Origin of the sequence: uncultured Capnocytophaga sp. (assembly GCF_938029845.1) — a bacterium.
In the GTDB taxonomy this organism is placed as follows: Bacteria; Bacteroidota; Bacteroidia; order Flavobacteriales; family Flavobacteriaceae; genus Capnocytophaga.
On the sequence record NZ_CALHGG010000168.1, the window covers coordinates 60667 to 79108 of the forward strand.

Consider the following 18442-nt stretch of genomic DNA (forward strand, 5'->3'; position numbering starts at 1 on the left):
TTAACATTCTGTTATCTCGGCAATGGGTGTGTTTCGTTTCAACCATTCCATCAGGCACTCCATATTGTACTCGCTTGTGATGACTGCCGTATGGCTGTTGATGGCGGTAAACCTGCTGCTCTCGTAGTCGTCTATCCACCCTTTTAGGGTATCAACTCCCCACGCTTCGGCATCGTCAAAGATGCCGTCCAATACTTTGATAGGCTCACTGAACTTCACTATCAGCGTTTGATAGGCTGCGTTCATCGTCTGTCCTCCTTTCCTTCCTTTGCCGTGAGCCACTCATCCCGTGCTTCTCGGCACTCGTCCAATGTGGGTTTGACACAAGAGAACAACTCTCCGTCTGTGGGGTGGCGGTAGTCGTACTGCACAAGTGTCCGCTTGCGTCTGCCGATACCTAATTGGAAACGCTCGTATTTCTCCGTACCTGCTTCCGTGCAGGTGCTTACTCCGTTGATGGTCATCCGTGTTGCCATAATCGTTGATTTTAGGGTGGTTAAAAATGTACTGACAAAACTCTGTTCTTCATCACCATTTCGGGGTCGCTCGTGTAGCGTTGGTGCAGGTAGAAATGGTGGGAACCGAAGCCGTAAAGGAAAAACCTGTCAAGTCCGTGCTTCTCGGCAAAGTTCTTTACACTCCGTCTTAACTGCTCCTCACTCGTTGCAAGAGTGAGGAGGTTCACAAATTCAAGGAACATCGTGGGGATTTTATCGTCCCACAGACAAACCATGCTTTCAATTTTTACTTCCATACTATTGGGTATTATAGGTTGATACTATGCCGCTTCCATCCGCTGGCGGATAAGGTTCACGTTGCTGTTCACAAGGTTTACAATGCGGTCGTGGTACTCGGTATTGGAATTGTGCAAGCCACGACTTTGCACCACTTCCAATGTCTTCAAGGAAACCTCCACCGTTTCTATGCGCTTGCCGTCAATGGTAGCGGATAGGATAAGAGAGTTCTTTTCAAGGAAATAGGAGTTGGAAAACACGCAATGGTGCAGTTCCGTCCCTTCCGCTGCAAACTCCGCAACGCTCTCCAACACACGCACCTGCAAAGTGCCGTCCGTGAAGGCGATGCCGAAGAATATGCCTTTGAGTTTGCGGTATGCCTTCTCGTGTTTCTTCGCTTGGCGGATGCGTTCCTCCAACTTCTTGCGTTCTATCTCCTTGTTGCGCTTGTGCATAAGTCTGTCGTGTTCGGCTTTGAGGTCGGAGGGACAGACGTACTTCGGGCTGTTCGTGTCCTTGCCGAAATGCCGCAGGAGGTCTATGGTGTCACGCCACATGGAGCCGTCAGCAATGGTGTAGCCGTTGCGGATACATATCTTTACGGATGCCCAATACCTCTCTATGTCAAAGGAACTGCGGATATAGTGGCGCAACATGGGGTATTGCCCTGCCTTCAACAGCGTTTCGGCTCGGCTGTCGGAAAGGATAGCCGTGAAAAGGTCGTAAGGCAGTATGTTGTGGTATTCGCCATTGAAGCCGTTGCGTTTCAGTTCGGGTATGAAACGCTGTCGGGGATAGGTGCAGACGGGGTTTATATCGTATGCACGGAGTTTGTTGTTCTTGCGTACCTCCATGTCGCTGTATTCCGCCCATAGGTCGTAGTAAAGTATGGACATTCCACGCAGTCGGGCAATGGTGACGGTTGTGCCTTTGGGCGAAATCCACCTTTGCACCACTTCATAAATGGAATACCCGGCTGCCTGCCCTGCCTTGTATTGGGACTTGACGAAGAAGAAGCGTATCACTTGGTACTGCTTGCAGGTGGTGATGATGCAGAAATACTCGTTCTCGCTGAACACGCTCTTTCGGGTGCGCAACGCTTCCAACTCCATGCCGCAATGCGGGCAGGTGCATCCGCAAACGGTGTCCGCAAGGTTGTGTTCACTCCTCCACGAATGTCCGCACTCGGTGCAGATGTTCGTGCCGTCCGCCCTCTTGATGGCGTAATGTTTGAAGCAATGGCGGAAAGCGTAAGCCCTCTGTGTGGCGGTCAATTTCGGCAGTCGCTCGCTCAATCGTGCGACTTCCTGCTGTATGGGTGTTCTCGGTTTCATAATCAGAAATTGAATAGGTTGGGTTGTTGTACTTCTTGTGCGGTCGCTTTGGTGGCGGTTCTCGGCTTGCTGCGGTTCTGCAACTTGCGGAGTTCCTCCTCTTGGTATCTGCGGACTGCGTTCTGCCGTGCTTCCGCCTTTTCCTCTGCCGTGAGTTCCACAACGTGGTTCACCGCCACTTGGCACTGAATGGGCTTGCCTACCTCTATCTCGTTCTCGTCATAGTAGTGGACGGCTTGCCCGAATATCTCCCCGTCCGTGAAGCCGTTGCAACCGCTCCGCTGCACGTAGTTGAGAATGTAGGTGACACAATCGTCTATGTTCTTGGCAGGGTTGCGGTAGTTCCTCGCAAAGAGCGTATCTTCCGCTGCACGCTGCTCCAGATACATCTGTATCGTTCTCTTGAAATGTTCTGTTCCTTTCATATCGCTGTCTTTTTTAGATTGTCTGTTTCAGTATTTCTCTCCAATAGGTCGGCTCTACCTCGCTCAGAAGGAAGTCTGTAAAGTCCCTCCGTGCGTCCTTGTTCAGTTCTCGGTAGAGTTCACGGAACACGGATATGTTGCCGTTGATGTACGTTTCCACCATGTACACGAAGATGTTGTCCACCTCGTAGTATCTGCACTGCTGCGCTGCCGTTTTGCTGCTTCTCTTTGCCATGTCAGTAGGGGTTAAAGGGTGAATAACCAAAGGATGAAGCCGAAGAAGGCAATAGTGGAAAGGATAGCCACGATTACACCTATCGCCACTCGGAACACTCCGTTTACAATCTCTCTAATAATGCCCCAAAAGATGCCGAACATCCCGAAGGCGGTGCGTACCATCAAGCCGCATATCGCAAGCCCTATGTACTGCGCCATTTGTCTGAAATTTGCCGTTGCCGTCATATCTTCGCTGTTTTTGATTTTTTTGTTTTTTAATGCGGATTCAAGAGCTGAGGGAGTTGAGTTTCAAACTATCTTATCTGCCTCTCGTTTATCCGACATTTTTTTTATGCGTCTTTCTGTCGCATCGGTCGTTTTCGTTTCGGGTGCTTGAAAAGGTAGGGATTAGGGAATGCAAGGTTTTTCGGGAAAAATACTACCCGCAGGGCTGGAGATTTTTTCCGAAAACAGGAGGCTTGACCTTGCATTCCCGTCCAATCCCGGAATTACCTTTGCGCCCAGAACGGAAATGACTATCTGATGCGGCTCACTGAAAGACGCGAAAATGGAGGTAAACGGAAGTGGAGGCAGATTGGACAGGAAAACTTCAAAAGAGAAATCCGTAAAAAAGGGAAAACGCCAAAAGGAAAAGGGACATAGCCGGAGGCGTGAAACCGGGCAAACCACCGGCAAGGAAGTATGATTTTATATGTCTGGCCGAGCGTGTACGGTCGGACGGATAAAATCATTCTTCCCGGTTTGCCTGCCGTGTGTGACGGCTTGTTCCATTTATGGATCGGGCGGTCAGACACGGCTTTCCGCTTACGGCTCAAAGGAACAGTGGAAAAAGAAAAATCGTCAGAAACCCGTAAAAGCACCTCTTTGGCATAAGCACAAAAGAAATGGGCCTTGCATCATTAGTCTAAACTGTTGTTTAGGCGTGAGGCAAAGCCCTTTTCTCCGCTTATGCGTAGTCGGCATACGTTCGACCAAAATCCTTTTGGGCGATGGTGTGCCGACGGACAAAACCGCTTTTACGGAAAAACTTGTATGAGAAGAAAAAATTAGGGAGATTCATTTCAAAATCTCCCGTTTTATTGTTACTTTTGCATACGAAGAGTTCTTTGAAGGTTACGCAACGCGCAGAAGGATGATGCAGTAGATAACTAACTAAATCGTAACCTATTACTATCATGAGCAATTAACCTACGCTCAGTTCCAATAAATTACACTCTTTTCGTAACTTCTATCTACAAAGTTACGAATTTGAAAGCAACTCACAACATTAGAATTGATGTTTGAATTTCTGCATAAGTTGTTTGAGGTCACAAAGTTACGAATTTGAAAGCAACTCACAACACTGTTCAGAAACATCAATAACCCAACAGGGTTGTTTGAGGTCACAAAGTTACGAATTTGAAAGCAACTCACAACACGCTCCGTCTCCAGCGCAAAGGGTAGAAAGTTGTTTGAGGTCACAAAGTTACGAATTTGAAAGCAACTCACAACAGCAATTGAGTTATTGAATCCAGAGCTTCGTTGTTTGAGATCACAAAGTTACGAATTTGAAAGCAACTCACAACGATGAGATATACAGTTTTGTTTTGTGATAACGTTGTTTGTGATCACAAAGTTACGAATTTGAAAGCAACTCACAACACTTATCCAAGAGTGGGCAAAAGAAAGGGGGTTGTTTGTGATCACAAAGTTACGAATTTGAAAGCAACTCACAACTAGATTTGATTATACCACAGAAAAGGAAAAGTTGTTTGTGATCACAAAGTTACGAATTTGAAAGCAACTCACAACACACCACAATGCTACTGCTTTTATAGAAGAGTTGTTTGTGATCACAAAGTTACGAATTTGAAAGCAACTCACAACTATGGAGTATCCTTCCTGTTTATATAATGAGTTGTTTGTGATCACAAAGTTACGAATTTGAAAGCAACTCACAACTTAACTCTTTCAATTACGGCTTCTTTGTATGTTGTTTGTGATCACAAAGTTACGAATTTGAAAGCAACTCACAACAGTTTAGGGAAATACAAGCCCTCAACGGAAAGTTGTTTGTGATCACAAAGTTACGAATTTGAAAGCAACTCACAACACTATGTCCGCAGGGCAGCTCTCCGCAGAGGTTGTTTGTGATCACAAAGTTACGAATTTGAAAGCAACTCACAACTGCATTGTCATATACCCGCCCGTCTATCTGTTGTTTGTGATCACAAAGTTACGAATTTGAAAGCAACTCACAACGTAGATGTCAATGGTATATCGAGCAACCTGTTGTTTGTGATCACAAAGTTACGAATTTGAAAGCAACTCACAACCCTTTGTTGTACTTCTTCTTCCCCTGGTTCGGTTGTTTGTGATCACAAAGTTACGAATTTGAAAGCAACTCACAACTGCAGGTGCATATACATAGAGACGAGGGACGTTGTTTGTGATCACAAAGTTACGAATTTGAAAGCAACTCACAACGGAAGCCGTCTTATATCGTTTAACAGCATTGTTGTTTGTGATCACAAAGTTACGAATTTGAAAGCAACTCACAACCCGGTCAGCATGGTATTGACACTATAGATAGGTTGTTTGTGATCACAAAGTTACGAATTTGAAAGCAACTCACAACCGACGTTAGGAGGAAGTGCTATATATAATAGTTGTTTGTGATCACAAAGTTACGAATTTGAAAGCAACTCACAACACTATGATAAAACGGCTACCCTCTTAGAGGGTTGTTTGTGATCACAAAGTTACGAATTTGAAAGCAACTCACAACCTCAGCCCTCGATAGGTCGCTCCTCAGCGTGTTGTTTGTGATCACAAAGTTACGAATTTGAAAGCAACTCACAACCGCAGGGTCGCGTTCATCTGTGAGGCTCAAAGTTGTTTGTGATCACAAAGTTACGAATTTGAAAGCAACTCACAACAGAGGCTCCTTAGTAGAAAGAAAATGTATTGTTGTTTGTGATCACAAAGTTACGAATTTGAAAGCAACTCACAACTACACTTAAGATATACCTAATATCAGTACAGTTGTTTGAGGTCACAAAGTTACGAATTTGAAAGCAACTCACAACATTGACCTGCCAAAGGCCATCAGGGGAGAGGTTGTTTGAGGTCACAAAGTTACGAATTTGAAAGCAACTCACAACCCTATCCGTACTCACGCGTATATATCCGTAGTTGTTTGAGGTCACAAAGTTACGAATTTGAAAGCAACTCACAACTTTTCTGCGTTAATTCCTCCCCAGACTTCAGTTGTTTGAGGTCACAAAGTTACGAATTTGAAAGCAACTCACAACTACCCTTATACGCTTTGATAAACTCTATAGTTGTTTGAGGGTCACAAAGTTACGAATTTGAAAGCAACTCACAACTGAGTTTTGATTTTGAATTACTAACCACTAAGTTGTTTGAGGTCACAAAGTTACGAATTTGAAAGCAACTCACAACTATTCATATTTTTTCAATTTTTACTATGTAGTTGTTTGAGGTCACAAAGTTACGAATTTGAAAGCAACTCACAACTAGTCTTACCAATGCCCCCTTTGTGATTGAGTTGTTTGAGGTCACAAAGTTACGAATTTGAAAGCAACTCACAACTAAGTTCCTTGATATCCAAAAAAACAACATGTTGTTTGAGGTCACAAAGTTACGAATTTGAAAGCAACTCACAACTACTTTCATTGTCATACTCTGCCCCCTGCGTTGTTTGAGGTCACAAAGTTACGAATTTGAAAGCAACTCACAACCTGTACCATTTTGGTATGTCTTCATGTCTGGTTGTTTGAGGTCACAAAGTTACGAATTTGAAAGCAACTCACAACATAGCAGCTCTGTTATCTCTTAATAAGGGTTGTTTGAGGTCACAAAGTTACGAATTTGAAAGCAACTCACAACTAGCTAAAAGCACTAAATAGTAGTGCTGCAGTTGTTTGAGGTCACAAAGTTACGAATTTGAAAGCAACTCACAACTGAGTTTTGATTTTGAATTACTAACCACTAAGTTGTTTGAGGTCACAAAGTTACGAATTTGAAAGCAACTCACAACGTAGTAATTTTGCCATGTTAAAAAAATTTGGTTGTTCGAGGTCACAAAGTTACGAATTTGAAAGCAACTCACAACCCTTGTGCTGGTATCCCTAGACGATCCCAAGTTGTTTGAGGTCACAAAGTTACGAATTTGAAAGCAACTCACAACAATTTAATAAGGAAAATCCATTTCTTAAGCGTTGTTTGAGGTCACAAAGTTACGAATTTGAAAGCAACTCACAACATAAGCTCGCCAACCTCCTCGTGTGTCTTAGTTGTTTGAGATCACAAAGTTACGAATTTGAAAACAACTCACAACTAACGCTCTAAAGAAACAGAAATTAATCAGAATAGGCTGACCACTGTCTACTGCCTTCTGCCCACTGACCACTGTTAAATACTTAACATTATTTTTTATTGTATAAATTCTTACTTCTCATAGGCTTTTTCCTTGACTTTACCCTTTGTGATATCGTAACTTTGCACCACAATCAGTGGTCAGTATTCAGACGTCAGTGGTCAGTTATAGGGCACAAATAGTCACCAGCCATTAGTCGCAATAGACTGAAAACTGACTTCTGACTACTGAAAACTTTTAATTTTTCACTATTCACTTTTTATACGTCAGTGGTCAGTCATAGAGCACAAATAGTCACCAGCCATTAGTCGCAATAGACTGAAAACTGACTGCTGAAAACTTTTAAGTTATGGAAGAGGCTTTAGAAATACTTTGGACATACGCTCGTCGTGAGCCGATAGAAAGCAAGGAAGACCATAGTGGCTACCATTAGCCAAAGCATCGCGGCTATTCGTCTCATTATACGCTTAGAAGGAGGGAAGCAAAGAAGTGAGAAACGAAAAGTGAATAGTGAAAAACAAGCAACAGCTAAGCATGCTATATATGATAGAACAACGCCTATCAGTACAATACCTACTAGCTTAACAGATGATAGACCAACGTCTGCCTGTAAGGGCAAAACCCACAACAGTGGAGCCGGTGAGCAATCCGCCCAACCAGATATAGACGCTCCAACCAGTACCTGCTTAGTAAGCGCCTCTCCTAGGGAAAGAAAGTTAAGGACTTCTCGGCAAGAGCCGAACCATCCTAATGACAAAGTCGCCTATCCTGCGAGCAAACCCCGTAAGGTTTGTCGCCAGCGCCCTTGTGTCAAGAAGGATAAAAGTCCTAACCATACGAGCAAACCCCGTAAGGTTTGCCACCAGCACTCAGCTGCTAAGGAAGACTTGTACAAAGAAAATACTTTGATTGGGTCTTCTATAAGGGGAGTTTCTTTACATCGCTTTTCTACCCTAACACTAACCAAGGCGCTCCCCCCTTAAAATTACTTCACTAAGTCTTTTAGTAAGGTTTTTCCTATGATAGGTCTCAAGGGAAGTAGGGTGCGTATGAAGTTGTTGGGACTTATAGAGGGTATAATAATGAGTGAGAGCTTCTCTAATAGCTTGGGTATCTGTTAGGGAAAGAGTAATCCCTGTTTGGGTTTGTGCAATAATATCCTTTACATCCCATTGCTTATAGCCCAAAGCGAGTATAGGTCGCTGGGAGGCCATATATTCAAAGAGCTTGCCTGGGATAATACCTTCTGTCTTGGGGTGGTTGATCTCCAGAAGGAGCAAAAGTTGGGATTGTCGTTGCAAGGCAATAGCCTCAGTATGGGAAATATAGCCTTTTAAGTCTAGATAGTCGGTAAGCTGCCATTTCTGAAGACTAGTGAGTACCTCATCGCTTACTTTCCCTGCTAAGCAGAGGCGTAAGTCTCTCCTAAAATCGGGCTGTTCCTTTGTCATCTCACTTAAGACCTGCCAAAGAGGTTCGGGATTGCGTTCGGAGAGTAGGGAACCTATATGGGAAAGCAAAAAGTAAGGAGATAGCGAAGGGGTTTGTGTAGGGAAGTCATCATCATAGCCATTGGTAATCACCTCAATAGGGCGAGAGGTCTTGGCTTGAAACTCTCTTTGGGTACTAGGACTGGTTACAATAAGGGTATCGGCAGTTTGTAAGACTGTACGCTCCATAGCTAGGTGTTTTCGCGCGGAACGCCTAGTGAGTCTTAGTTGGGAGTGGTAGCCTATGGTAGTCCATGGATCTCTGAAATCGGCTATCCAGCGTAGAGAGGGAAACTTTTCCTTGAGGCGTAGCCCTATAAGGTGTAGGCTATGAGGGGGTGCGGTGGTAATAATAGTATCTATGGGGTGCTCTGTAAGGTATTCTGATAAATACTTTACAGAGGGGCGTACCCATAGTACCCGTGCATCGGGGATAAAGAGGTTGCCCCGTATCCAGAGTAGGAGCTTATCAAGTAAGGAAGGTTTTTTGGTGGGAATAATACCTGCACTTATCTTTTGGGTTTTCTCCTTAGAGAAGAGTGAAGCCAAAGCATAAGGCTCAAAAATCTTAGTTTTTAAGAGGGTCAAATCTTCTGGGATATCGGCCGCTATATGGGGGTCTAGTATGGGATAGGTAGGATTCTCAGGGGTATAGATAATGGGTTCTATCCCAAAATCACGTAGGTACTTGACAAACTTAACCCAGCGCTGTACCCCAGGTCCTCCCGCAGGTGGCCAATAGTAAGTGATGATAAGTACTTTTTTCATTCCCTCCTTGGTTATTTCCTAACGTTTTTCAGCAAGACTTCTCACCGAAGCCAATTCCTTGTATTTCTTACGAGCTTCTTCAGCAGGGGAACCAAAATAAGTTTGGTTGCCTTCGAGTGATTTCGTCACACCACTTTGGGCGAGAATTACTGCTTTTTCACCTATGGTAACCCCACTGGTGATTCCCACTTGTCCCCATAGGGTAACCCTATCCTCAATCACCACACAGCCTGCTATACCTACTTGGGAAGCAATCAGACACTCCTGCCCCACTACCGTATCATGACCTATATGTACATGGTTGTCTATCTTGGTGCCTCGCTTAATAGTTGTATCGCCTGTTACGCCTCGGTCTATCGTACAGAGGGCACCCAAGTCCACATAATCTTCTATCACTACGCGCCCCCCTGAGAGGAGTTTGTCAAAACCTTCAGGACGTTTTTTATAATAGAAAGCATCCGCACCGAGGGTGGTACCTGCATGTATCGTTACATGATTTCCTATCTTGCAGCCATCATATATAGTCACATTGGCATGAATGAGACAGTGGTCGCCTATCTCTACATGGTTTCCTACAAAAGCACCAGGTTGTATAACAGTATGTTTGCCTATCTTCGCCGTTGGGGATACTTGTGCAACCGCCTTTTCAAAAGGTTTGAAGAATTGGGTGAGCTTATTGAAATCCCTAAAGGGGTCATCTGAGATAAGAAGCGCTTTGCCCTCTGGACAAGGTACTTCCTTATTTATCAGCACTATAGTTGCTTTAGACTGCAAGGCTTTGTCATAGTACTTAGGGTGATCCACGAAGACAATATCGCCCTGTTCTACCACATGTATCTCATTCATTCCCAGTACAGGAAAAGTACTATCCCCTACAAAGGGACAATTGATAATGGTAGCTATTTGCTCTAAAGTATAAGGTTGCGGAAATTTCATATAATTATAAATAATATGGTTGCAAAGATAAAAAAAATATGAATACCTAAATAGTGAATTTTTTCTAAAAAAAATACATCCTCCATTTGTTAATAAAAATACCTCTTTATATGATTATTCTCAGTGCATTTATTACTATCTTTGCCCTACCGATTATATATTATTTCACTGATGAATAATAAAAAAGCGCAATTATTTATTATCCTCAAAATCAGTTGTATTGTTCTCTTACCAATATTATTCCAGTCTTTTGCTAACCACCGAAATAATATTCGCAAAGTACAGAAAATAATCATCAATCGTGAGGCGCCGCTTGACAAGGTGCAATATATCACTAATGATGCCATTGAAAACTTGCTATTTTCTGCCAAGAATGCCGAAGAATACTCTCTTAAAGAGCTGAAAATAAATTTGTTGGAAAAAAAACTAGACGCTGATCCCATGGTAGAAAATGCAGATATTTATCTCACTATTGACGGTATACTGAAGGTAGTTGTTAAGCAGCGTGAACCCATAGCAAGAATTATCGCCAATAACCAATTCTATTATATGGATATGCAAGGCAAACAGATGCCTCTTTCGAAAGCTACTTCAGCGCGTGTACCTATTGTACGGGGTGTTAGTGAAAAGCTATGGGAGGATGCTCACCTAATCCTAAAGCACATCTATACAGATCCTTTTCTAAAAGAGAATATCATAGAATTGACCGCCAATAAGGGAGCTTTTTATACACGACTTCGAGGAGCTGATTTCTTAATTTGCTTGGGAAAAGCTGACGATATCCAACTGAAGTTCAACAACTTAAAAGCATTTTACAAAAAAGCAGATAAGGATCATTTCTTAGAGAAATATACAAGAGTAGATTTACAATATAACAATCAGGTTGTCTGCCATAGAGCAGAGCATTTCACTGAACATGAAAATCAGTAAGGAATTAAAAATATTCATAAAAGAATTAAAAAACGCACAAAATAACAGATTTGATATTATTTAGAAATGAAAACAGAAAATAAAATGAATCAAAGAAAATACTTTGCTGGTATTGACATAGGTACTACTAAGATTGTGGCGATCATTGGATGTGAGAATCAGTATGGCAAATTGGAAATCTTAGGCTATGGAAAGGCTAAGAGTCAAGGTATTTTCCGTGGTATGGTGGGAAATATAGGAAAAACTATTGATTCTATAGAACAAGCAGTAGCACAAGCACAAGCCAAGGCTGGGGTGGTCATCTCCGAGGCTTATGTAGGAATTGCTGGACAACATATCAAGAGTAATGAGGCATCTGACTATATCACTCGCGAGAATGCCGATGAGATTATCACCGTTAAGGACTTAGAAAGTCTCTGCCAATGTGTGATGAGCAGCAAGAATCGATACCCAGGTGAAGAAGTGATTCATATACTCCCCCAAGAATATAAGGTTGATAACCAAGAAGATATACATGATCCTATCGGAATGGTAGGCGCACGTTTGGAGGGTACTTTCCATATTGTAACTGGTCAAGTAGCCCCTATCAAGAATATACAGCGTTGTGTAACCAAGGCGGGTATTGCGCTAAAAGGACTTACCTTGGAACCTATTGCTTCTTCTGCTTCTGTTTTGAGCGAGGAGGAAAAAGAAGCAGGAGTTGCTTTGGTAGATATCGGAGGGGGTACCACTGACCTTGCTATCTTCAAGGAAGGTTATATCCGCTATACAGCAGTGGTTCCTTTCGGTGGAAATATTATTGATAAAGATATTAGGGAAGGCTGTGGAGTCTTTGACAAACAAGCGGAACAACTCAAAATCCGTTTTGGCTCTGCATGGCCTGAATATACTAAAGAGAATGAGGTTATTAATATCCAAATGTTCAAAGGACGTGAGCCTCAAGAAATACAAGTCACCAACTTAGCGCGCATTATCCGCTGCCGTATGGAAGAAATCATTGAAGCGATTTTCAATGAAATCAAAAACTATGGCTATGATCAACCTCGCAAAAAACTCATTGCAGGGATTGTACTTACAGGAGGGGGTAGCGAACTGAAGGATCTCCCTCAGCTAGTAGAATACCTCACAGGGCTACCTACACGTATTGGTCACCCCAACGAACACTTGGCGAGTAATACCCCTACCGAACTCTCTTCACCAATCTATGCAACAGCCATTGGACTCCTATTGGACGGTATTGAGCGCGAACACAGTGAGGGACAGCGTATTGACTTCTCCCAACTGAGTGATGCCTCTGTACAAGATGCTATCCCACATGTAGAGGCAGAGGAAGAAGCAGCTCCTATCATCCCCGAGCCTGTTGTTCTTCCTGTAGCTGAACAACAAGAACCAGAAAAGGCAAAAGAGGAAGAACAGAAGACCGAAAAGAAAACTATCATAAAGACCATCTCTGATAAGTTTACCGACTTTTTCAAAACCATGGAATAGCCATACTTGATTTTTATACTACATTAACGTAAAAAATAGGGATTATATTTGTTAGGTACAATTATAATCCTTATTTTTGTCTCTTAATTTATTACTTTACACTATGGAACAAAAAGATGTATATCTAAATGATTTTCAGTCCTTTTTTGGAAAATTCATGGACAAAATTATCGGTTTCTTACCCAGTATAATAGGAGCTATTATTGTCCTTTTTGTAGGGGTATGGATATGTCGATTTATCCGAAAATTCGTAAGACGCTTGATGATCGCGCGTTCAGTAGATATTACCATTCAGAATTTTGTCAATGAGTTACTACGCTGGGTACTCTATATCATCCTCTTTTTGACAGTTATTCAAAAGGTAGGGGTACCTGTTTCCTCTTTCTTAGGTGCTTTAGCTGCTGCAGGTGTTGCCATAGGCTTGGCTTTGCAGGGATCGCTATCCAATTTTGCGGGAGGTATCATGCTCCTAATACTCAAGCCTTTCCGTATAGGTGATTCTATTGAAGCCAAGGGACATATAGGCACAGTGGAGCGTATAGGTATGTTCTATACTACCCTTATCAAGTTTGGAAACGAACGTGTCATTATCCCTAATGGACCGTTGTTCTCAGATAATATCATTAATTATTCTCAAAATACAACCCGCCGAGATAATATTATTGTTGGTATTGGCTATGGTTCAGATCTCAAAAAAGCAAAGGAAATTCTCTATTCACTTATCAAAAGTTGCCCTACTGCGCTTCAAGATCCTGCTCCCGTGGTTTATGTAAATGAATTGGCGGATAGTTCTGTAAACTTCACCGTACGTGTATGGTCAAAGACAGAACACTATTGGGATACTCACTTTTACCTCATAGAACAGATAAAATTAACCTTTGATAAGGAAGGTATTGAAATACCTTTCCCTCAAAGAGACGTACATATCATTTCACAATAAAATAATATCTAATAAATTAAGAATATGGCAACCATTTTAGTAACAGGAGGTTTGGGCTTTATTGGCTCTCATACCACAGTTGCCCTACAACAAGCAGGCCATCAGGTGATTATCATTGACAATTTGTCCAACGCTTCTATTGAAGTGAAAGACAGAATTGCCAAAATCACAGGAAAAGCACCTATTTTTGAGCAAATAGACCTCAGAGAAAAGGAAAAAGTACAAGACTTCTTCCGCCGTTATCCCCATATTGATGGAGTGATTCATTTTGCTGCCTCCAAGGCAGTAGGCGAAAGTGTAGAAAAACCACTTTTGTACTATGAAAACAACATTGCTTCTCTTATCTATATCCTCCAAGAACTTCAAAAAAGAGAAAATACAGCTTTCATCTTCAGTTCTTCTTGTACTGTATATGGACAAGCTGACAAGCTCCCTGTAACCGAAGATGCCCCTTTCAAGCAAGCTGAAAGCCCTTATGGAAATACTAAGCAGATCAATGAAGAAATCATCCGTGATACTTGTGCCGTAGCACCTAATATCAAGGCTATTTCCCTACGCTATTTCAACCCTATTGGAGCCCATGAGTCTGCCCTTATTGGGGAGTTACCTAATGGAGTTCCTCAAAACTTGATTCCTTACATTACCCAAACCGCCATTGGTTTGCGTGAATCCCTCTCTGTATATGGAGACGACTACCCTACCCCCGATGGTACTTGTATCCGAGATTATATCCATGTGGTTGATCTAGCGGAAGCACACTTAGCTGCCCTTGAGTATATTCTTGAGGGGAAGATACAAGGAAATTATGAGGTGTTCAACGTAGGTACAGGTAAGGGAAGTTCTGTCTTGGAGGTTATCAAGGCCTTTGAAAAAGTAAGCGGGCAATCCCTCCCTTACAAAATTGTAGGTCGTCGTGCAGGAGATGTCATTGCTGCCTATGCTGATACCCAAAAAGCAAACCGAGAATTACAGTGGAAGGCTAAGCAATCCCTCGAAGATGCACTGCTTTCGGCTTGGAATTGGGAGAAGAAACTAAGAGAAAAATAACCTTATTTAATTTTTACCCTATGAAAATAAAAAAACTCCTCTCACTGCTAACACTCTCCCTTTCAGGGATAGCCTTAGCACAAGAGAAATCCCTTGCTACCCTTGTCAATGAGAAAGATGCTTTCTTAGTAGATGTACGTTCTGAAAAGGAATTTGACCAAGGAAGCGCTGCACGTGCTGTAAATATTCCTTTGGAAAAGATAGAGAAGGAACTTTCTCAGTTCCAAGGAAAAACCAATATTATTGTCTTCTGTAGGAGTGGCAAACGCTCTGAAGCAGCTAAAAAACTCCTTGCCAAGCACAACATTCAGGCAGTAAATGGAAAAGGAGTTGCTTTCCTCAAGTCTCTACAAAAAGAGAATCTTATGGATATGCTCACCTATCGTACTGACAAGCATACTGCATTAGTGATAAAGAGTGGTGAAGGAGTAAAACAAGTAGCCGTTGCTTTAGGTAAAGGTGCTGTTCTTAGAAAGCACACTACCGATGTTCCTGCTTTTCTTGTGATGGTCAAAGGAGAAGTTCGCTTTTTGATCAATGGAGAAGAAGTACTACTTAAGGCTTTAGATACCTATAATATCCCTGCTAATGTAGAGCATGAACTTATAGGAGTTCAGGATGAAAACCTTTTTATACTGACCAAATCAAAGTATTTCCAAGAGTAGATGCTACAAAAAAGAGGCTGTCTTTCGTCGACAGCCTCTTCTTCAGTGTATTGTTCACTTACTTTTTATTGAATAAACTCTTTTAGTTGTTGTATATACCAATCATAATCGTCATACATAACAAAATGGAGTCCCTTATTTGCATATTTAAGTTCCTTTTTAGGTAACTTTGCGTATTGTTGTTCTATCTTATTTTTGGAAAAGCTAAAAACAGACTCTAATAAGACTAAAGTAGGCACTTGTATCTGTTGTATCTCCTCCCTAAGATCTGTATTAGATAATTCACAGACCATTTTTGCGATAGTTTCCCTGTCTGAATCTACACTCCATTGTACTATTTGAGGAATTTTCTCTTTATTTTCAGTATAATAAACCATAGATGACCTTTGTGTTTGCTCAATTTTTTCCTTTGACATATCCACAAACTCTTTAATTATAGGAGAACAATCCTTATTGGGATCCACTTTAAAATCACTATTGGAGAGAGCTGCAAGCGCAGGTAACGCATCTACCACTACTATTTTCTGAAGTAGTTTAGGTTCTTTTGCTGCTATTTTCATAGCAAGCATTCCCCCCAAACTGTGCCCAACAATAATAGGCTGCTTGATTTTTTCCTTTTTGATATAAGAAATGATAGTTTCTGCCCAATTCTCCAAACTTGGATCTTTCACTGGAGTAACCCCTGCAAATCCTGCCATAGTAAAGAGGTAGCAGATATGATTAGGACTAAACTCCTTAATGGTATCTTGCCACACTTCTGCTGAGCAGGCAAGCCCTGGAATAAATAAAATAGGATTTCCTTTTTCTCCTGTTTTTTGTACTGAAAATGGCGCTGCTTGTCCAAAAGTACACAAAGGGAATATAAATAGAAATAAGAGGGTGGTTATAATAACTTTTTTCATATAATTTGGGTTAGGATAGAATTAGAAAAAATATTATATTCTTTTAAGTTGCTCTTGCATCATTCGGATTTGATCCTTGAGCATATTTTGTTTATCTAATTTCTTAGCTTGTGCAAGATACTCTTGAGCTTCTCTCTTACGTCTTTTTTGCATAGATATTCCTGCCAAACTCAATCTCGCCATAGCCTCATCATAACTCATATTAAGTCCATATTTCAGAGCAGTCTTGAAGTATTTTTCCGCTTGAGTAAGATTGGTCTGAGAAGAGATTATTCCATACAAATAATTGTAATAGCCTCTTTGCTTAGGGATAAGTGCTGTTTCAGGATTCTTGATGCGATCAAGCCACTTTTTAGTGCCTATCATATCTTGCTTGCGTAGCCTTAAGAAAGCCAAGAGCAAAAATTCATTTCTAAAGAAAAATAATACAGGAATAGCAGAAAGAAGGATGAGAAATATCCCATTACCAATATTTCCTAAAGTGAATTGATAAATAGCAAATGCAAAGATAAGCACTGCTATAGCTATTTTTATGTATCTGTGGAACATTCGTTATAAAGTAGATTAAAAAATAGTCGGGATGACTGGACTCGAACCAGCGACCTCACGCACCCCATACGTGAACGCTACCAACTGCGCTACATCCCGAACAAACTTTCATTTGCGAGTGCAAAGGTACACCTTTTTTTTCAAACAAGCAAACTTTTTTATAATGACTAATGACAAGTGACCCATGACTACTATTAGTAACTAGTAACTAATAACAAATGACAAGTGACTAATTATAAAGCACTTGTCATTTGTCACTTGTCTCTAGTAATTAAAGAGTGGTCTATCTTGCATGAATTTGTTTACCTTTTGAGCAACAGCCTCTAAGACTTTTTCATCCTTGGCGTGATTGATTACCTCATCTATATAGTTGGCAACCACTTCCATATCAGCTTCTTTGAGACCTCGTGTAGTAATCGCTGCTGTACCTAAGCGGATACCACTAGTTACAAAAGGACTCTTATCATCAAAAGGTACCATGTTCTTATTTGCAGTAATATCAGCTTTTACAAGGGCTGCTTCTGCTTCCTTTCCACTGATGTTCTTATTTCTAAGATCAATAAGCATCAAGTGGTTATCGGTTCCTCCTGAGACAATGTTATAGTTCTTTTCTACTAAGAGTTGTGCTAATTTTTTCGCATTCTTTTGAACCTGAATAGCATAGTGCAAGAACTCATCAGAGAGCGCTTCTCCAAAAGATACCGCCTTAGCTGCGATAATGTGTTCCAAAGGCCCTCCTTGGTTTCCTGGGAATACAGATAAGTCTATTAGGGAAGACATCATTCTTATTTCTCCCTTAGGAGTCTTAAGACCAAAAGGATTTTCAAAGTCTTTGCCCATCATAATCATACCTCCTCTTGGCCCACGAAGGGTCTTGTGAGTGGTAGTGGTTACAAAGTGGCAATGAGGAATAGGATCATTGAGAAGGCCTTTTGCAATAAGACCTGCTGGGTGTGCTATGTCGGCCATAAGGAAAGCCCCCACGCTATCGGCTATTTCTCTAAATCTCTTGAAATCAATATTCCTTGAATAAGCAGAGTAACCTGCTATAATCATCTTAGGTTTTTCTTTCTGGGCTATTTCAGCTATTTTGTCATAGTTTAACAGACCTGTTTCTTTCTCTACTCCGTAGAATACAGGCTGAAATAGTTTTCCAGAGAAGTTCACTGCTGCTCCATGAGTTAAGTGTCCTCCATGAGAGAGGTCAAAACCTAATATTTTATCCCCTGGAGCAAGGCAAGCCGCATATACAGAAGCGTTGGCCTGCGAACCGCTGTGGGGTTGTACATTCACATATGCTGCACCAAAAAGAGCTTTGGCTCTGTCTATGGCCAATTGCTCTACCTGATCCACTATTTGGCAACCTCCATAATAGCGCTTTCCAGGGTAGCCTTCAGCATACTTATTGGTAAGAACGGAGCCTGCGGCTTCCATTACCTCAGGGCTTACAAAGTTCTCTGAGGCTATAAGTTCTATACCTCTGAGCTGTCTTTCGTTTTCTTGTTGGATAAGATCAAAAATTTGTTGGTCTCTCTTCATGGAAAATAGATATTTTAAGTGGTGCAAATATAGTTCTTTTTTTTAAATAATCCGTCTTTTTCTGAAAATTTATTTTT

The 18442-nt window shown here is 41.6% G+C and carries 19 protein-coding genes, 1 tRNA gene and 1 CRISPR repeat array; of the genes, 7 read left to right on the forward strand and 13 right to left on the reverse strand.

The annotated features are described in order from the left end of the window. From Q0625_RS12980 to Q0625_RS13010, 7 genes are read right to left on the reverse strand one after another with little or no spacing between them, the layout of a single operon-like run. Window positions 1–246 carry a hypothetical protein gene (locus Q0625_RS12980; protein ID WP_007366496.1) on the reverse strand — a complete coding sequence of 82 codons (246 nt, stop codon included), beginning with the start codon at window positions 244–246 and terminating at the stop codon, window positions 1–3. Continuing rightward, window positions 243–476 carry a DUF3873 domain-containing protein gene (locus tag Q0625_RS12985; protein WP_007366495.1) on the reverse strand — a complete coding sequence of 78 codons (234 nt, stop codon included), beginning with the start codon at window positions 474–476 and terminating at the stop codon, window positions 243–245. Before Q0625_RS12985 ends, Q0625_RS12980 begins: the two co-directional genes overlap by 4 nt. Before the next feature lie 20 nt (window positions 477–496). After that, entirely contained in the window at window positions 497–754 is a 258-nt protein-coding gene (locus tag Q0625_RS12990) for a hypothetical protein (protein ID WP_007366494.1), read from the reverse strand. Between the two features lie 24 nt (window positions 755–778). Continuing rightward, window positions 779–2068, reverse strand: coding sequence for a PcfJ domain-containing protein (locus tag Q0625_RS12995; protein WP_014224642.1), 1290 nt, complete (start codon window positions 2066–2068; stop codon window positions 779–781). A gap of 2 nt (window positions 2069–2070) precedes the next feature. Next, complete coding sequence (locus Q0625_RS13000; protein WP_007366492.1) at window positions 2071–2493, reverse strand: PcfK-like family protein; 423 nt, start codon at window positions 2491–2493, stop codon at window positions 2071–2073. A 13-nt stretch (window positions 2494–2506) separates the two neighbouring features. Next, window positions 2507–2728, reverse strand: a complete 222-nt coding sequence (locus tag Q0625_RS13005; protein WP_007366491.1) for a hypothetical protein — start codon at window positions 2726–2728, stop codon at window positions 2507–2509. Window positions 2729–2739: 11 nt separating this feature from the next. Then, complete coding sequence (locus Q0625_RS13010) at window positions 2740–2955, reverse strand: hypothetical protein (RefSeq protein WP_007366490.1); 216 nt, start codon at window positions 2953–2955, stop codon at window positions 2740–2742. Between the two features lie 322 nt (window positions 2956–3277). Here Q0625_RS13010 and Q0625_RS13015 point away from each other — a divergent pair, with 322 nt between their 5' ends. Beyond that, the gene (locus tag Q0625_RS13015; RefSeq protein WP_007366488.1) at window positions 3278–3415 is read left to right on the forward strand and encodes a hypothetical protein; all 138 of its coding nucleotides are present in this window, start codon (window positions 3278–3280) and stop codon (window positions 3413–3415) included. A gap of 547 nt (window positions 3416–3962) precedes the next feature. Continuing rightward, a CRISPR array of direct repeats spans window positions 3963–7072; the repeat unit is 34 nt; unit sequence TCACAAAGTTACGAATTTGAAAGCAACTCACAAC. A 458-nt stretch (window positions 7073–7530) separates the two neighbouring features. Further along, entirely contained in the window at window positions 7531–8094 is a 564-nt protein-coding gene (locus Q0625_RS13020; protein WP_298828180.1) for a hypothetical protein, read from the forward strand. Here Q0625_RS13020 and Q0625_RS13025 read toward each other — a convergent pair. Next, window positions 8071–9369: a glycosyltransferase gene (locus Q0625_RS13025; protein ID WP_298828076.1), complete on the reverse strand. Its 1299-nt coding sequence runs from the start codon at window positions 9367–9369 to the stop codon at window positions 8071–8073. The two genes, Q0625_RS13020 and Q0625_RS13025, sit on opposite strands and share 24 nt — an antisense overlap. An 18-nt stretch (window positions 9370–9387) precedes the next feature. Then, the gene (locus Q0625_RS13030) at window positions 9388–10305 is read right to left on the reverse strand and encodes a UDP-3-O-(3-hydroxymyristoyl)glucosamine N-acyltransferase (protein ID WP_298828078.1); all 918 of its coding nucleotides are present in this window, start codon (window positions 10303–10305) and stop codon (window positions 9388–9390) included. A gap of 171 nt (window positions 10306–10476) precedes the next feature. Here Q0625_RS13030 and Q0625_RS13035 point away from each other — a divergent pair, with 171 nt between their 5' ends. The 5 genes from Q0625_RS13035 (at window position 10477) to Q0625_RS13055 (ending at window position 15375) form a co-directional block, all read left to right on the forward strand. Further along, window positions 10477–11235: a hypothetical protein gene (locus tag Q0625_RS13035; protein ID WP_298828081.1), complete on the forward strand. Its 759-nt coding sequence runs from the start codon at window positions 10477–10479 to the stop codon at window positions 11233–11235. Window positions 11236–11319: 84 nt separating this feature from the next. After that, window positions 11320–12723, forward strand: coding sequence for a cell division protein FtsA (ftsA, locus tag Q0625_RS13040; RefSeq protein WP_298828082.1), 1404 nt, complete (start codon window positions 11320–11322; stop codon window positions 12721–12723). A 103-nt stretch (window positions 12724–12826) separates the two neighbouring features. After that, window positions 12827–13663: a mechanosensitive ion channel domain-containing protein gene (locus Q0625_RS13045; protein ID WP_298828084.1), complete on the forward strand. Its 837-nt coding sequence runs from the start codon at window positions 12827–12829 to the stop codon at window positions 13661–13663. A 24-nt stretch (window positions 13664–13687) separates the two neighbouring features. Beyond that, window positions 13688–14710, forward strand: coding sequence for a UDP-glucose 4-epimerase GalE (galE, locus tag Q0625_RS13050; RefSeq protein ID WP_298828086.1), 1023 nt, complete (start codon window positions 13688–13690; stop codon window positions 14708–14710). Window positions 14711–14730: 20 nt separating this feature from the next. Further along, window positions 14731–15375: a rhodanese-like domain-containing protein gene (locus Q0625_RS13055; RefSeq protein ID WP_298828088.1), complete on the forward strand. Its 645-nt coding sequence runs from the start codon at window positions 14731–14733 to the stop codon at window positions 15373–15375. 65 nt (window positions 15376–15440) lie between these two features. On the opposite strand, the gene Q0625_RS13060 is transcribed toward Q0625_RS13055, so the two are convergent. The 4 genes from Q0625_RS13060 to glyA all read right to left on the reverse strand — a co-directional run bounded on the left by Q0625_RS13060 (window position 15441) and on the right by glyA (window position 18365). Then, the gene (locus tag Q0625_RS13060) at window positions 15441–16277 is read right to left on the reverse strand and encodes an alpha/beta hydrolase (protein ID WP_298828090.1); all 837 of its coding nucleotides are present in this window, start codon (window positions 16275–16277) and stop codon (window positions 15441–15443) included. A gap of 33 nt (window positions 16278–16310) precedes the next feature. Next, window positions 16311–16826, reverse strand: coding sequence for a DUF2892 domain-containing protein (locus Q0625_RS13065; protein WP_298828094.1), 516 nt, complete (start codon window positions 16824–16826; stop codon window positions 16311–16313). Between the two features lie 26 nt (window positions 16827–16852). Beyond that, window positions 16853–16925: transfer RNA gene (locus tag Q0625_RS13070), tRNA-Pro, on the reverse strand. Between the two features lie 165 nt (window positions 16926–17090). Next, entirely contained in the window at window positions 17091–18365 is a 1275-nt protein-coding gene (glyA, locus tag Q0625_RS13075) for a serine hydroxymethyltransferase (RefSeq protein ID WP_298828096.1), read from the reverse strand. Window positions 18366–18442 lie beyond the last annotated feature (77 nt).

Coding starts and splice junctions, on each gene's coding strand:
- Q0625_RS12980 (WP_007366496.1), bottom strand. CDS start 246: ATGAACGCAGCCTATCAAACGCTGATAGTGAAGTTCAGTGAGCCTATC.
- Q0625_RS12985 (WP_007366495.1), bottom strand. CDS start 476: ATGGCAACACGGATGACCATCAACGGAGTAAGCACCTGCACGGAAGCA.
- Q0625_RS12990 (WP_007366494.1), bottom strand. CDS start 754: ATGGAAGTAAAAATTGAAAGCATGGTTTGTCTGTGGGACGATAAAATC.
- Q0625_RS12995 (WP_014224642.1), bottom strand. CDS start 2,068: ATGAAACCGAGAACACCCATACAGCAGGAAGTCGCACGATTGAGCGAG.
- Q0625_RS13000 (WP_007366492.1), bottom strand. CDS start 2,493: ATGAAAGGAACAGAACATTTCAAGAGAACGATACAGATGTATCTGGAG.
- Q0625_RS13005 (WP_007366491.1), bottom strand. CDS start 2,728: ATGGCAAAGAGAAGCAGCAAAACGGCAGCGCAGCAGTGCAGATACTAC.
- Q0625_RS13010 (WP_007366490.1), bottom strand. CDS start 2,955: ATGACGGCAACGGCAAATTTCAGACAAATGGCGCAGTACATAGGGCTT.
- Q0625_RS13015 (WP_007366488.1), top strand. CDS start 3,278: ATGGAGGTAAACGGAAGTGGAGGCAGATTGGACAGGAAAACTTCAAAA.
- Q0625_RS13025 (WP_298828076.1), bottom strand. CDS start 9,369: ATGAAAAAAGTACTTATCATCACTTACTATTGGCCACCTGCGGGAGGA.
- Q0625_RS13030 (WP_298828078.1), bottom strand. CDS start 10,305: ATGAAATTTCCGCAACCTTATACTTTAGAGCAAATAGCTACCATTATC.
- Q0625_RS13035 (WP_298828081.1), top strand. CDS start 10,477: ATGAATAATAAAAAAGCGCAATTATTTATTATCCTCAAAATCAGTTGT.
- ftsA (WP_298828082.1), top strand. CDS start 11,320: ATGAATCAAAGAAAATACTTTGCTGGTATTGACATAGGTACTACTAAG.
- Q0625_RS13045 (WP_298828084.1), top strand. CDS start 12,827: ATGGAACAAAAAGATGTATATCTAAATGATTTTCAGTCCTTTTTTGGA.
- galE (WP_298828086.1), top strand. CDS start 13,688: ATGGCAACCATTTTAGTAACAGGAGGTTTGGGCTTTATTGGCTCTCAT.
- Q0625_RS13055 (WP_298828088.1), top strand. CDS start 14,731: ATGAAAATAAAAAAACTCCTCTCACTGCTAACACTCTCCCTTTCAGGG.
- Q0625_RS13060 (WP_298828090.1), bottom strand. CDS start 16,277: ATGAAAAAAGTTATTATAACCACCCTCTTATTTCTATTTATATTCCCT.
- Q0625_RS13065 (WP_298828094.1), bottom strand. CDS start 16,826: ATGTTCCACAGATACATAAAAATAGCTATAGCAGTGCTTATCTTTGCA.
- glyA (WP_298828096.1), bottom strand. CDS start 18,365: ATGAAGAGAGACCAACAAATTTTTGATCTTATCCAACAAGAAAACGAA.